Here is a 14,081-nt window from a genome sequence, read left to right as displayed (position 1 = left end):
CTATCATTAATAATGATTTGCAGATGATTATTTCAAGTAAACATTATTGAATATCTATAAAATTGTTGTTACTTTTGAAGAACTCAATAAACAACATTGAAAACACTCGAATCATGGCATTAGAAAAAATGGTAATGCCCAAGATGGGAGAAAGTGTTATGGAAGGCACTATTCTCACTTGGCTAAAACAGGTAGGAGACACTATTGAACAAGACGAATCTGTCTTAGAAGTAGCGACAGACAAAGTTGATACAGAGGTTCCTGCCACGCACGCCGGAGTTTTAAAAGAAATATTGGTTCAGGAAGGTGACGTTGTACAAGTTGGAAGTCCGATATGTGTTATAGAAACTGAAGGTGAAGGATCAGGCAGTACTGATACATCTGGCACAGAATCAAAAGAAGAAGCTGCTCCGGTAATAAAAGAAGAAAAACAAGTAGTTGCTGCTACCCCTATGGCAGCTGACGATAAATCACGATTTGAAAGTGATCGTTTTTACTCTCCATTGGTAAAAAATATTGCCAAAGAAGAAAATGTTTCTAATGAAGAATTAGAAAGAATACCTGGAACAGGTAAGGATAACCGAGTTACTAAAAAAGATATTTTAAATTATCTTGAAACAAGGAAAACATCTACCCCTGCTCCTGTTGTTTCAAATAATGGTGTTGCATCTCCTCAGCCTAAACCATCAGTACCAGTATCAATTGGTGGTGAAGATGAAATCATTGAGATGGACCGAATGAGGAAAATGATCGCTGAAAGAATGGTTGATTCTAAGCGAATTTCACCTCACGTAACTTCTTTTGTTGAGGCTGACGTAACTAATCTTGTTACCTGGAGAAACAAACATAAGAACGACTTCAAAAACAGATATGGTGGAAGCTTAACCTTCACTCCTATTATGATTGAAGCTGTTGTTAAAGCAATCAAAGATTATCCAATGATCAACATCCAGGTTGATGGCACAAAGATCGTTAAGAAAAAAGATATCAATATTGGTATGGCTGTAGCTTTACCGACAGGAAATCTGATTGTTCCGGTTATTCACAATGCTGATCAACTAAACATTACAGGTATTACTCTTAAAGTAAATGACTTAGCTAAACGAGCCAGAGACAATAAGTTAAAACCTGATGATCTTCAAGGTGGAACTTATACTGTTTCTAACGTTGGAAGCTTTGGAAATGTAATGGGAACTCCTATTATCATGCAACCACAAGTTGGAATTCTTGCTCTTGGAGCGATACAGAAAAAACCTGCTGTAATAGAAACCCCAACTGGAGATGCTATTGCAATCAGATATAAAATGTTCCTTTCTCATAGCTATGACCACAGAGTTGTTGATGGTGCTTTAGGAGGTATGTTTGTAAGAAGAGTAGCAGATTATCTTGAGAAATTTGACATTAATCAGGATTTGTAATAAAAAATATTCATCATTAAAAAAGTCCGGTAACTCCGGACTTTTTTATTTTTACAAAACCTGAACATTCAAAATTCAGTTTAATCATTGATAATCTTTTCCGGATATAATTAAACGGCAATGCAATATAAAGCTCCAAAAATCTATTTTTCATCACACATAGAAACCATTCTTCCATCCTTATTAAGAAAGGTTAAGGACGTAAATTATCAAAGGGAAAGAATCGAAACTCCGGATAATGATTTCCTTGATTTAGATTGGTTAAGAGCAGAAAATAACAATCTTGTTGTAATATGTCATGGACTTGAAGGAAGCTCCGACAGACCTTACGTAAAAGGAATGGCACGTGCACTCCACATGAATGGCCTGGATATTCTAGCCTGGAATTACCGTGGTTGTAGTGGTGAAATGAATAGAAACCTGCGATTTTATCATAGCGGAGCAACTGACGATCTGGATTTAGTAATAAATCATGGACTTAAACTTGGTTATGAATCGGTTATTTTGATAGGTTTTAGTCTTGGAGGAAACCTTGTATTGAAATATTGTGGAGAAAATGGAAGTGAAATTAACTCAAAAGTTAAAAAAGTTATTGCTTTTTCCGTACCGCTAGACCTTGCTGCCGGATCAAAAAAAATCTCAGAATCATCAAATTTCATATATGAAAGACGATTTTTAAATAATCTGGAATTGAAGGTTGCAGAAAAGTCAAGGCTTATGCCAGATAAATTAACTACTGATCACTTTCAGAAAATAAAGACATTATATGATTTTGATGATCACTATACTGCACCGATTCACGGGTTTAAAAATGCAAAAGACTACTATCAAAAGTGCAGTTCAATAAATTATGTATCCTCGATCAACATTCCTGCATTAATAGTTAACGCTAAAAACGATCCATTTTTACCAGAGGAATGCTACCCTAAAGAATTATTAGAAAGAAATGAAAATATAGTTTTTGAATTTCCTGAGAAAGGCGGACATGTAGGATTCACAGAATTCAATAAAGAAAGAATATACTGGTCTGAAAAACGGGCATTGAAATTTATAAAGGAATAAAATCCAATGCCCTTATTCGAATTTAGAAAATATTAATCTCAAGAATTTTATCTCCCTGACGAATATCATCTATAACATCTAACCCTTCTACCACTTTGCCAAAGCAAGTATGATTTCTATCCAGGTGAGCAGTATTCTCTCTGCTATGACAAATGAAAAATTGAGAGCCACCAGTATTTCGACCAGCATGAGCCATTGAAAGCACTCCTCTGTCGTGATATTGGTTTTCTCCATCTAACTCACAATCAATAGAATAACCAGGACCACCTGCACCGGTACCATCCGGACATCCACCCTGAATTACAAAATCAGGAATAACTCTGTGAAAAGTCAATCCATTATAAAAGCCTTTCTTTGAAAGATCCACAAAATTCTTAACTGTATTTGGAGCATCTTTTTCATAGAACTCCACTTTCATAGTCCCTTTTTCGGTTATTATTTCTGCTTTCATATATGTTAAAATTGAAATTTAATTCTTTACAAAATTAGCTCATTTTTTCTCATAGGACTAATTTTCATTAATGTAACTTATCACGTGTAAGAATTAATCTACCTAAGGTCTTTTTTTTAAAGTCATTTAATGATATTTTGGATAATTTTGCGGGTTGAAAATATTTTCCAGGATGTCAGAACTTGAAAATGTACAAATTGACTTTAACGAAGAAAGTCTGTTTTTATTAAATCTTAGTATCGCATTTATTATGTATGGGGTTTCGTTAGATCTTAACTTAAACTCTTTCAAAGACATAATAAAGAACCCAAAACCAGCCATTGGCGGTATTGTTTCACAATTCATTTTATTACCAGCTCTAACATTTGTGTTAGTGCTTTTAATGAATCCTTTACCAGGTCTTGCAATGGGTATGATTTTAGTAGCTGCCTGTCCCGGTGGAAACGTATCTAACTTTTTCACTTCATTAAGTAAAGGAAACGTTGCGCTCTCAGTAACACTTACAATTGCCGCTTCATTTCTGGCAATCATTTTTACCCCATTAAACCTCGAAATTTGGGGAGAATTATTGGGGAATAAAAAGAATATTGATGTAGAAGTTGATTTCTGGAAAATGATGAAAACCATAAGTATCATTATCGGTATTCCATTGGTGTCTGGAATGTTAACGAGAAAATTATTTCCGGTTTTTAGCGAAAAAGCTAAAAAGATAATTAAATCACTTTCTTTACTAGTACTTATAGCAATAATTGTAGTTGCCTTCTCAAAGAATTTCGACCTGTTCCTTCAATATTGGCATTACGTATTCTTCCTTGTTTTAATCCATAATCTATCTGCTCTTTTGTTAGGATATGTAATGGGTAAAATTACAGGAAATTCAAATGCGGATGCCACCGCTATCATGATTGAAACAGGAATCCAAAACTCCGGACTGGGGCTGGTAATTATTTTTAATTATTTCAGTGGTCAAGGAGGAATGGCCTTAATAGCTGCCTGGTGGGGAATCTGGCACATTATTTCGGGTCTGTTGATCTCTCAAATCTTTGCATATAAAGCACGTGTAAATAAAAACATTGCATCTGCATGAAATTATTCCTGGGCAACTTATTATACTACCCATTAAAATTATGGGTAAGAATCGCATGTAGTTTATACTTCAGCGAATTTAAAGTCAATGGACTTGATAAAATACCATCAAAAGGCCCAATTATTTTTGCTGCAAACCATCAAAACGCATTGCTTGATGCATTGATCCTAAGTGTTATTTCTAAGCGAAGCCCACATTTTTTGACCCGAGCCAGTGTTTTTAAAAAAGGAATCATAAACAATGTTTTAAGATCATTAAAGATGATTCCCATCTATAGATTTCGAGATGGAATTGGTAATGTCAGAAAAAACAATGATAGTTTTGAAGAAGCCTATTCTGTTCTTGAAAAAAATAATGTATTAGGAATTTTCCCTGAAGGAAATCATGATTTAAAGTATAGGATAAGACCTCTTCAAAAAGGTATAGCAAGAATTGTTTTTCAAACTGAAGAAAGAAATCAATATCAAAAAAATATTAAAATCGTTCCTATAGGAATCCATTATGAAGACCATTTCAATAGTCGTAGTAGAGTGCTAATAATCATAGGAGATCCTATTAGTGTTCAAGACCACCTTACAGAATATAAGGAAAACGAGAGAAATGCTTATGATTCGTTACTTAATAAATTGAGTAAAGCACTAAAAAAATTAGTCCTTCATATTAGTCCTGAAGAGAAATATGAGGATCTTAAAGAACAGCTGGATAATATAAGAGTTGTTAAAAAAGATATTCAAGCTCAATTGGATAATGACATTTCAAACCTTGGACAAATAAATTTAAATACTCAAAAGAGCACCGCTATTCATAAAGATGAAAAACTGATCTTAATTACACAATTAAAAAATGTACTTTATAAATTATCTGGTTTATTATTCTTTCTTCCAAGAACAATCATTAAAAAGCAAATTCTGAGTAAAGTAAAAGACCCTCACTTTTATGCTACTGCTGCATTCACAAGTAAGATTTTCATTTACCCTATCTACGCATCACTATTAGTTGGCATTGCACTTGCACTAGTAAAAATACTCTGAGAACTATCTTCAAGAATCATATCCGAAGCTTTTTCGGCGATCATTATTGCAGCAGCATTGGTATTTCCTGAAATAATAGTTGGCATTATAGATGCATCTACTACCCTTAACCCCTTAACACCTCTTACTTTTAGTCTATCATCAGTAACAGCCATTTCATCAATACCCATTTTACAGGTTCCTACCGGGTGATATAAAGTTTCTAAGGATTTCAATATATGCTCTTTAAGTACGTCATCATTTGATATATCGACAGGAAAATCTACTCCATTTGGACAGTACTTTTTCATTGCATCACTTTCAACAACATCAATTGCCTTCTTAATTCCATGAATTAATACATCAAGATCTTTTTCAACACTTAGAAATTTTGGCTGGATTACCGGAGCATCATAAGCAGAATTACTCCTGATTGATACATATCCCCTGCTTTCTGGCCTAATTAATATTACCATTAATCCAAAACCATTTTCTTTAGGAAATGTATTCAAATTATATATGTCAGTCGAATAATCATTTGCAATCCCAATTGGTGCCATATGAAACTGTAAGTCTGGCCTTAACAAATCAGAAGATGACTTAAAAAAAGCATTTGCCTCTAAGGGACTGTTCCCTAATGGACCTTTTTTAAATATGATATGTTCAAAAAGAGCTTTGAACATATTAAAAGGTTTAATTAATGAATTCCCTGTCGGAATTACAACTTTCCCTGAAATACCACTCCAGATATGGTCAATTAAATTCTGACCAACACCTGGTAGATCTGCATGTAATTTAATTCCAAACTCATTTAATTTTTTAGCCGGTCCAATTCCTGAAATCATAAGTAATTGAGGAGACTGGATAGCTCCGGCAGATAAAATAATCTCTTTATTACAAGAAAAATATTTTCGTTCACCCTTGACATCAACTTCAACACCAATGGCAGTACCATTCTCAATTATTACCTTCTGAACAAAAGCTTTCGTAATAATAGTTAGATTCTTTCTATTCAAAATAGGCTTTAAAAAGGCTTTAGCCGCACTATGTCGTTGATTGTTTTTTATATTAAACTGAAGCATACTAGCTCCAATTTGCTCTTCACCATTATAGTCTGGATTATATGGAATTCCCATTTCCTCACATCCATCTATAAAAGCACTTCCCAATTCTGTCGGTTGTTTTGAAAAAGTTACGTTCAGTTCACCATTCTGACCATGATATTCATCATTCAAATTTTCATTGTGTTCAGACTTTTTAAAATAAGGCAAGACCGATTGATATCCCCAACCATTATTACCCAATTGATTCCATTCATCGAAATCGTATTTACTCCCTCTTACATATGCCATTGCATTTGTACTGCTGCATCCTCCGAGCGTTTTGCCCCTGGGCACAAAAATTTTTCTATTCAATACGTTAGGTTGTTCCTCAGTCCAAAATGCCCAATCTACTTCAGAATTATTGAGTTTCGTATATGCTCCGGGAATATGTATTTCAGGTTTTGAATCTCTGCTTCCAGCTTCTAGAAGTAATACTTTAACTTGCTCAATTGCACTTAGCCTATTAGCCAAAACACTCCCTGAAGATCCGGCACCTATAATGATATAATCGAAACTCATTGAATTATTTTTTGATTAAATTTAACATATCAAATAAATTGACACTAACTGTCAATCTTTACAGAAAAAATAAAACTATTAACAAGGAAATATTTTATATTCCTTGATCCAATATAGAAAATATACTGCTTCTCCTGTAAGGAAGCAAAGTTTTTATTGTGTAGCTGATGGTATGAGGTCAATTATTTTTTTTATTATATTTTCGGTTTTTTCATTGTACAATTCCATAAGTCAAGTCAATAAAAAATCGGATGAAATCAAACATCTACAACATCAATTGGAAAATGTCACAAACGACAGTTCCAGGTCAGCTATCTATGCCAAAATCGGTTATTTATTCTTTGATTTAAATCCTGATAGTGGGTATTACTACGGTAATATAGGTTATACAATTGCCGAAAAGATTCAAAATCCATATTGCCTTGAAAAAAATGCTGTAGTAATTGGGTTGTATTACATGAACCTGGGAATTCACTATACAGCTCTTGAAAAAGCTTTTCAGGCATTAAACTACAGTTTATCAAGGACAGATAGTGAAGCAGATCAATCTGATTGCTACAACCTAATAGGAATGATCTATAACAACACCAAGGATCATAATGCAGCTACAGAATATTATACAAAGAGTTTAGAGGTAGCATTAAAATCAAATAGTTTAACAAAAGTTAGTAGAGCATATAATAACCTGGCAAACAATTATATCCAGATTGAAAAATTTGATTCAGCTTCTTATCATTTAAATAATGCATTAGATGTAAATCGAAAAATAAACAATTTAACCGGTGTCGCTTTTAACCTATCCAATCTTGGAGAAGTAAATTTAAAATCCGGTAATTATGAAGAGGCTGGAAACTTCATAAAACAGTCAATGAATATTAATAAGCAATTAAATAATCTGAGGCTACGGTCTAATAATTACAGAATATATGCTGATTACTATTTAAAAGATGGTCAAATAAATAATGCAATTGAATGGGCACTTAAGACAAAAGAAAATGCAAAAAAAGGGAATAGTTATAAAGAAGAAATTGATGCACTTTTCATTCTTCATGAATGTTACTATGTTTTAGGTGATTTCCAAAAATCTCTTGATTTTTATAAACAAGCAGATGAATTAAGACATAGTATAAAACAAAGTGAACTTGCAACAGGAATAGAAGTACTTCAAAAGGACTATGAACTTAAACAAAAAAGAAATGAAATTAAACTGCTTGAAAAGCAAAATGAATTGAATAACAAAGCACTTAATTATAGCAAAAAACAAGTAAGACTTCAGTCTTTCATTATTATCCTAGGGTTAATAATTCTTATCTTGACAGGATACCTTTTTTATACAGCAAAAAAGAGATATGACACTAAAGTCAAATATATAAATCAACTTAAAAAGAAAAATAACCTGATTCAGAAGCAGGCAAAAGAGCTTAATTCTTTAAATCAAAACCTTGAAAATCGTGTATCAGAAAGAACTCAGGAACTAGAGTTAAAGAATGAACAGCTTAAAGAATATGCATTCATTAATTCTCATAAATTAAGAGCTCCAGTTGCTACTATCCTTGGCTTGATTCAGCTACTTGAAAATAACATGATTAATGCCTTTGAAGAGAAAGAGTATAACTGCAGATTAAAGAAGGCTTTAAAAGAACTTGATAAGGTTATCAAACAAATTACGATAACCTTAGAAAAATAAACCTCACCTTTAGAAAATAAAAATAATACTATTATATTACTGATTATTCATATTAAGAGTCAGGTATAAGATTTTTTAAAAAATGAGATTAGTATTATTTTTATTATTAATTCAGGCCTCAACTTTAACATTCTTTGGTCAGAGTAAATCCAGCATTAAAAATTTCAATTCATTTTTAGAAGAAAGTTACCGGATAGGTGATTTTTCAGGCATTGCATTAATTAGCCAAAAAGGCAAAGTTAAATATGATAAAGCTTTTGGTTATGCTGAATTTCAAGATGAGGAATTATTAACAAGTGATACCGAATTTAACTTAAATAGTGGATCAGATATTGCCAAATTATTATCAATAGCACTGCTTCTTGAAGAGAAAAAAATTGACCCCGATAATCAAGTAGCAAATTATTTACCTGAACTGAATAAATTCCCCGAATTAAAAGTATATCACTTACTAACGCATACTTCCGGACTAACAGATATTAAATTCAATAATGATGTAACAGAATATGTTGACTACAGATCATTAGTAAAAGAAATAGCTGAAAAATCAGACTCAGTAGTCCAAGGTAAAATAAGTTATAGCTATACAAATAGCATTTTGATAGGTGCAATTATTGAAAGTATAAGCAATGAGAAATTTCCAGATTATTTTTACAAAAGTGTTGGTCAAAAAATAGATCTTCCTAGATCTGAGTTTACAGTCCTTGATCAAATACTAAAGTATGATAAAAATGATAGTAAGTATGCTCATGCTTATGTAAAAACTAAAGGGGAAGAAATCATAGAATTACTACCCGAAAAAGAAAGCTATCACTATCCCGAAGGGGCATTATTCTCTAGTGGAAATGACATACTGAAAATGATTGATTTTCTATTCAATAGTGAATACATTTCTAAAGGAACCTATGAAAGACTATTCAATAATGATCAAACTCCCTTCATTTTCGATAAAGTTATAGGTCAAACCACAACCTGTTTTGGTTTTGAAGGTAATAGTGAAGGCTATAATTCTATCGTCTATTATATTCCAGATTCAGAAATCTCCTTGATCATTTTATGTAATTATGGATTTAGCAGTATAAATAGCCAGTTGCCAGAAATTCTAAACTTATTGGAATTAAATTAGACCTTCAAAATTTCATCACGTTCCGGAATAAAAATAAATTGCTATAACAAATCGCATTTTTTTGTATATTAAATCCTGAAGATCAAAAAATCGTTATTTATAGTATAACACAACTAAATGGGGTTAGTACTTTTATTAAGAGAATACGATTATAGCAATGCTCATATAATGAGAAGTAAACTTCAAAGACATGGAGTTCCTGTAATTCTAATTGATGAAGAAACTTCAGTTACCTTACCACATCTAAAAACTTTAATTGGTGGAATAGGATTAATGGTATTAGAAGACGATTACGAAATGGCTAGAAATATTTTAGGCTTAGAACATAAAGAACCAACGCCTATAATTGCATGCCCTCACTGTAATTCAATTAATGCCTTTCCTGTTGAAGAAAAATCATTTCATCAGGTATTAAATCGAATTATAAATATTTTCTCTCCTGAAAACATTGCAACTTCAAAAAAAGACAAATATTTATGTCATAATTGTGGAAATACATTTAACAATTAACCTTAGCTATTTATTTCAACAAGAACCTTTTCAATCACTTCAATCACTTTATCATATTCTTCTTTAGTAATGCAATAAGGAGGCAGGAAATACACAACATTTCCTAGAGGTCGCAACAAGACATCATACTTCAAAAATGTTGGATACAACTTATGTCTAACTTCATTAAAATAACCAGTATCTTTTAATGTTTTGATTTCAAAAGCCAGAATTGTCCCTAAATGCCTTACATTTTTTATAGCTCTGCTTCCCCCCAGCCTGACAGCAGAGGATTTATGCCATTTACCGATTTGCGAAATTTGCTCTTGACACTCAGGAGTCTTTAATAATTCCATACTTGCAACACCAGCTGCACAAGCTATAGGATTTCCGGTATAACTATGACCATGAAAAAATGTCTTAATTAAATCACTTGTCATAAATGGTTTCTGTATTTCCAAAGTGCAAGTCGTCGCTCCAAGAGCCATTGTTCCACCAGTAAGCCCTTTTGACAAGCACATAATATCTGGCTTATGTCGCATATGATCACTTGCAAACATTTTCCCGGTTCGACCGAACCCTGTAAATACTTCATCAGCAATACATACAACACCTGCTCCTTTAGCCATACTCAACATTGTATCAAGGACTTCACTATCATACATTCTCATTCCTGCAGACCCTTGCACCAGAGGCTCATATATAAATGCGGCAACATCATCAGTATCAATAATATCAGCTAACTGACCTAATACAGCTTGTTGATTATCTCCCCCAGGAAAATCAATAAACTCAACATCAAATAAATAAGGTACAAAAGGCTTTACAAAAACATCCCTATCACCAACTGACATGGCTCCAAAAGTATCACCATGATAACTTCCATTAATGGCTATCACCTTCTTTTTTTCAATGCGTTGATTATGCCAATATTGAAATGCCATTTTTAAGGCTACTTCAACCGCTGTACTTCCATTGTCCGAATAAAATACCTTCTTTTGATTTTTAGGTAAGATTGATAAAACCTCCTCTGCCAATTTCACTGCTGGTTCATGGGTGAAACCGGCAAAAATAACATGCTCTAGAGATGCCGCTTGCTCAGCAACTGCTTTGGCAATATGCTTATTACCATGACCATGAAGATTTACCCACCAACTTGATACTCCATCAATAATTCTTCTTCCATCTTCAAGTTCAATATAAACTCCATCACCTTTTAAAGCAGGTAATGGTTCCTCTTTACTTCCTAAACTTGTAAACGGATGCCATATTACGTCCTTATCTCTTGATACCAGATTCTCAGCCATATTATAATTTCTCTCTTAACCTCTCAGCGTATTTTTTTATTACTTTTTTTGTAATTTCTTCTTCCTTATAAATGTGAAGCAATTCTTCCAGACCACTTCTTTTTAATATTATTTCCTGACTCTCAGGGTTAGGGTCACCGTTAAAAACTATCCCTCTCACCGGAATATTGTTTTTATTCAACCAATCTAATGTCAATAGTGTATGATTAATTGAACCCAGGTATAAATTTGAAACAACGATAACCTCTGCATTATATTTTACTGCAAGATCAATGACATTCTCATTATCATTCAAAGGTACTAAAACTCCTCCTGCCCCTTCAATAACCATATGATTTGTCGATTGTGGAATTTCTATTCTTTGAGTTGACACTTCCACTTCCTCCTTTTTTCCCGCAGCATGTGGTGAAGCCGGGGTTTTTAATTTTATACCCTCTTCATGAAAAAAGGTTTTTTTATTTGAAACCAAAGACCTGACAGTATCTGTATCGCCAGGCAATCCGGCTTGTACTGGTTTCCAGTAATCTGCACCCAATGCCTCACATAATATTGATGAGAATATTGTTTTACCGCTATCAGTTCCTATTGCAGTTACAAAAAATCTTAAAGCCATCTTTAATCAATTAATGTTTTAAAAATATTAAACAATTCAGTTATCTCTGCAGATGTATTTGATGAGTGTAAACATACTCTTATACGCTCCTGTCCGACTTTTACTGTTGGTGATCTAACCGGTCTTACCTCAAACCCTTCCTGCCTAAGGTATCCGGCAACTTTGCTCACCTCCTCATTTCCCGGAATAATAATTGACTGAATCGGTGTATTTGTAGCCGATACGTTAAATAAATCATTTTTACTAGGTAACTGGCTGGAGACCTCACCAAAGCATTTGATATTATTTTTCAATATCAACCTTTGATTATCACCAAAATCGCCACTAAAAAGCTTTGTAGAAGATTTCATTAATACTACATGATGATCAGGTGGTGCTGTTGTATAAATAAATGGTCTTGAATTATTAATAATAAATGATTTCAAAAGTTCTGTACCAACAACAACAGCACCGTGAACCCCTGGTCCTTTGCCATAGGTATATATTCTGGCCAATATTTTATTGTCTACACTTTCGTCAACCGCTAAACCTTTACCATGATCTCCATACCAAGCAGTAGTATGTGCTTCATCTAAAATAATTCCTGCGTCATATTTTTCTGATAGCTTAACAAGAGAGTTTAGATCAACAAAATCACCATCCATGCTATAAACTGACTCTACAACAAAGAAGATTCTCCCCTTCCCAAACCTCTCTACTTTCTTTTCCAGATCATCTAAATCATTATGCTTAAAGGAGTATGATTTCGCAAAACTTAAACGAATACCATCTTTCATACATGCATGACTCAGTTCATCATAAAAAACTGTATCTCCTCTTTGAGGCACAGATGATAGTACAGCCATATTCGCCTGATATCCCGAAGAAAATACCAATGCAGCATCACCATTATAAAACTTTGCCAGATAATCTTCTGTTACTCTGATATATTCATTATCACCTCCAAGAAGTCTACTGCCGGCAGTGCCTCCTCTAAATGGTAAAGAGCTCAATTCTTCTTCGACAATTTCCTTTAACTCATGACTACGACTTATACCAAGATAATCATTTGACAAGAAGTCTATACCAGACCCTGAGCCAATCGGTTGCCTAAAAGTTCCATTAGTTTTTCTTAATCTCAACTGAGATTCAAAATACGATTGAATTGATTTCATGGTAAGGTTGATCAAGATAAAAAAAGCTGCCTATTCAGGCAGCTTTCAAAATATCATTTAAGTAGGAGTTAAACTGCCTCACTTTGTTCTTGATTCTTAAACGCTTTACGAGGTTTTAAATTCAGAACCTGAAACAGTTCTTCATCCTCATTAACTTCAGGATTTGGAGTAGTTAACAGCTTATCACCCGCAAATATTGAATTTGCTCCAGCCATAAAACACAATGCTTGTTCTTCCTGAGTCATTCGTACCCTTCCGGCAGAAAGTCTAACCATAGCCTTAGGCATAATTATCCTGGCTGTAGCAATCATTCTAATCATGTCCCAAACAGGTACCTTTGGTTGATCTTCAAGAGGTGTACCTTCTACAGGGACAAGAGCATTAACAGGAACAGATTCAGGATGTTCAGGAAGATTAGACAATGTATGTAACATTGCTACCCTGTCATTTTCAGTTTCACCTAATCCGATTATCCCTCCAGAGCAAACAGATATCTTTGCCTTTCTTACATTTTCTAATGTATCAAGACGATCACTATAGTTTCTTGTGGTGATTATATCGCCATAATGCTCTTCACTGGTATCAAGATTATGATTGTAAGCATATAAACCAGCTTCATGAAGTTTTTTTGCTTGTTCTTCTGTCAACATCCCTAGGGTACAGCATACTTCCATTCCCATGCTGTTAACACCTTTTACCATTTCAAGAACTTTATCAAAATCTTTATTATCTCTTACCTCTCTCCAGGCAGCCCCCATACAAAATCTTGTACTACCATTTTGCTTGGCATTAGATGCTTTCTCCAACACTTCATCAACTTCAAGAAGCTTATGGACTTTGACATCTGTATGGTACCTTGCAGCTTGTGGACAATAAGAGCAATCCTCAGGACATCCTCCGGTTTTAACTGATAATAAAGTACAAACCTGTACTTCCTGAGCATCATTGTTCTCTCTGTGAACAGTTGCTGCTCTGTAAATTAAATCAAGGATGGGTGAATTGTATATTTCTTCTATTTCTTGTCGCGTCCAGTCATTTCTGATTTCACTCATAGC

General features: G+C 33.7%; 13 protein-coding genes. 7 read left to right on the top strand and 6 right to left on the bottom strand.

What is annotated here, in order from left to right; all coding sequences use genetic code 11:
- Positions 1–113: 113 nt before the first annotated feature.
- On the top strand, positions 114–1,418 hold the full coding sequence (locus HH304_RS17555; RefSeq protein ID WP_169684579.1) for a dihydrolipoamide acetyltransferase family protein: 1,305 nt from the start codon (positions 114–116) through the stop codon (positions 1,416–1,418).
- Between the two features lie 120 nt (positions 1,419–1,538).
- Positions 1,539–2,480, top strand: coding sequence for a YheT family hydrolase (locus tag HH304_RS17550; RefSeq protein ID WP_169684578.1), 942 nt, complete (start codon positions 1,539–1,541; stop codon positions 2,478–2,480).
- A 22-nt stretch (positions 2,481–2,502) separates the two neighbouring features.
- On the opposite strand, the gene HH304_RS17545 is transcribed toward HH304_RS17550, so the two are convergent.
- Positions 2,503–2,931: a peptidylprolyl isomerase gene (locus HH304_RS17545; protein WP_169684577.1), complete on the bottom strand. Its 429-nt coding sequence runs from the start codon at positions 2,929–2,931 to the stop codon at positions 2,503–2,505.
- Positions 2,932–3,103: 172 nt separating this feature from the next.
- On the opposite strand from HH304_RS17545, the gene HH304_RS17540 reads away from it, so the two are divergent.
- Positions 3,104–4,018 (top strand): bile acid:sodium symporter family protein, encoded by a 915-nt coding sequence (locus HH304_RS17540; RefSeq protein ID WP_169684576.1) that lies wholly within the window; start codon positions 3,104–3,106, stop codon positions 4,016–4,018.
- Positions 4,015–5,049, top strand: coding sequence for a lysophospholipid acyltransferase family protein (locus HH304_RS17535; protein ID WP_169684575.1), 1,035 nt, complete (start codon positions 4,015–4,017; stop codon positions 5,047–5,049). Before HH304_RS17540 ends, HH304_RS17535 begins: the two co-directional genes overlap by 4 nt.
- On the opposite strand, the gene HH304_RS17530 is transcribed toward HH304_RS17535, so the two are convergent.
- Positions 4,998–6,650, bottom strand: a complete 1,653-nt coding sequence (locus HH304_RS17530) for a GMC family oxidoreductase (RefSeq protein ID WP_169684574.1) — start codon at positions 6,648–6,650, stop codon at positions 4,998–5,000. The two genes, HH304_RS17535 and HH304_RS17530, sit on opposite strands and share 52 nt — an antisense overlap.
- A 277-nt stretch (positions 6,651–6,927) precedes the next feature.
- Between HH304_RS17530 and HH304_RS17525 the strand changes: the two genes are divergently transcribed.
- The 3 genes from HH304_RS17525 (at position 6,928) to HH304_RS17515 (ending at position 9,973) form a co-directional block, all read left to right on the top strand.
- Positions 6,928–8,337, top strand: coding sequence for a tetratricopeptide repeat protein (locus tag HH304_RS17525; protein WP_169684573.1), 1,410 nt, complete (start codon positions 6,928–6,930; stop codon positions 8,335–8,337).
- 82 nt (positions 8,338–8,419) lie between these two features.
- The gene (locus HH304_RS17520; protein WP_169684572.1) at positions 8,420–9,463 is read left to right on the top strand and encodes a serine hydrolase domain-containing protein; all 1,044 of its coding nucleotides are present in this window, start codon (positions 8,420–8,422) and stop codon (positions 9,461–9,463) included.
- A 117-nt stretch (positions 9,464–9,580) separates the two neighbouring features.
- Complete coding sequence (locus HH304_RS17515; RefSeq protein WP_169684571.1) at positions 9,581–9,973, top strand: putative signal transducing protein; 393 nt, start codon at positions 9,581–9,583, stop codon at positions 9,971–9,973.
- Between the two features lie 2 nt (positions 9,974–9,975).
- Here the strand turns inward: HH304_RS17515 and bioA are convergent, their stop codons facing one another.
- The 4 genes from bioA to bioB all read right to left on the bottom strand — a co-directional run bounded on the left by bioA (position 9,976) and on the right by bioB (position 14,078).
- Positions 9,976–11,259: an adenosylmethionine--8-amino-7-oxononanoate transaminase gene (gene bioA / locus HH304_RS17510; protein ID WP_169684570.1), complete on the bottom strand. Its 1,284-nt coding sequence runs from the start codon at positions 11,257–11,259 to the stop codon at positions 9,976–9,978.
- 1 nt (position 11,260) lies between these two features.
- Complete coding sequence (gene bioD / locus HH304_RS17505) at positions 11,261–11,872, bottom strand: dethiobiotin synthase (protein ID WP_169684569.1); 612 nt, start codon at positions 11,870–11,872, stop codon at positions 11,261–11,263.
- A gap of 2 nt (positions 11,873–11,874) precedes the next feature.
- Positions 11,875–13,026: an aminotransferase class I/II-fold pyridoxal phosphate-dependent enzyme gene (locus HH304_RS17500; protein WP_169684568.1), complete on the bottom strand. Its 1,152-nt coding sequence runs from the start codon at positions 13,024–13,026 to the stop codon at positions 11,875–11,877.
- 68 nt (positions 13,027–13,094) lie between these two features.
- The gene (gene bioB / locus HH304_RS17495) at positions 13,095–14,078 is read right to left on the bottom strand and encodes a biotin synthase BioB (protein ID WP_169684567.1); all 984 of its coding nucleotides are present in this window, start codon (positions 14,076–14,078) and stop codon (positions 13,095–13,097) included.
- Positions 14,079–14,081: the final 3 nt, after the last annotated feature.

Origin of the sequence: Marinigracilibium pacificum (assembly GCF_012926615.1) — a bacterium.
GTDB classification, from domain to species: domain Bacteria; phylum Bacteroidota; class Bacteroidia; order Cytophagales; family Cyclobacteriaceae; genus Mangrovivirga; species Mangrovivirga pacifica.
This window is presented reverse-complemented; position numbering and strand designations above follow the sequence as displayed.

What these genes read in the sequence shown, in the direction of transcription:
- bioB (WP_169684567.1), bottom strand. Translation starts at nt 14,078, where the DNA reads ATGAGTGAAATCAGAAATGACTGGACGCGACAAGAAATAGAAGAAATA.
- bioA (WP_169684570.1), bottom strand. Translation starts at nt 11,259, where the DNA reads ATGGCTGAGAATCTGGTATCAAGAGATAAGGACGTAATATGGCATCCG.
- HH304_RS17530 (WP_169684574.1), bottom strand. Translation starts at nt 6,650, where the DNA reads ATGAGTTTCGATTATATCATTATAGGTGCCGGATCTTCAGGGAGTGTT.
- HH304_RS17550 (WP_169684578.1), top strand. Translation starts at nt 1,539, where the DNA reads ATGCAATATAAAGCTCCAAAAATCTATTTTTCATCACACATAGAAACC.
- HH304_RS17520 (WP_169684572.1), top strand. Translation starts at nt 8,420, where the DNA reads ATGAGATTAGTATTATTTTTATTATTAATTCAGGCCTCAACTTTAACA.
- HH304_RS17500 (WP_169684568.1), bottom strand. Translation starts at nt 13,026, where the DNA reads ATGAAATCAATTCAATCGTATTTTGAATCTCAGTTGAGATTAAGAAAA.
- HH304_RS17535 (WP_169684575.1), top strand. Translation starts at nt 4,015, where the DNA reads ATGAAATTATTCCTGGGCAACTTATTATACTACCCATTAAAATTATGG.
- HH304_RS17540 (WP_169684576.1), top strand. Translation starts at nt 3,104, where the DNA reads ATGTCAGAACTTGAAAATGTACAAATTGACTTTAACGAAGAAAGTCTG.
- bioD (WP_169684569.1), bottom strand. Translation starts at nt 11,872, where the DNA reads ATGGCTTTAAGATTTTTTGTAACTGCAATAGGAACTGATAGCGGTAAA.
- HH304_RS17555 (WP_169684579.1), top strand. Translation starts at nt 114, where the DNA reads ATGGCATTAGAAAAAATGGTAATGCCCAAGATGGGAGAAAGTGTTATG.
- HH304_RS17545 (WP_169684577.1), bottom strand. Translation starts at nt 2,931, where the DNA reads ATGAAAGCAGAAATAATAACCGAAAAAGGGACTATGAAAGTGGAGTTC.
- HH304_RS17515 (WP_169684571.1), top strand. Translation starts at nt 9,581, where the DNA reads ATGGGGTTAGTACTTTTATTAAGAGAATACGATTATAGCAATGCTCAT.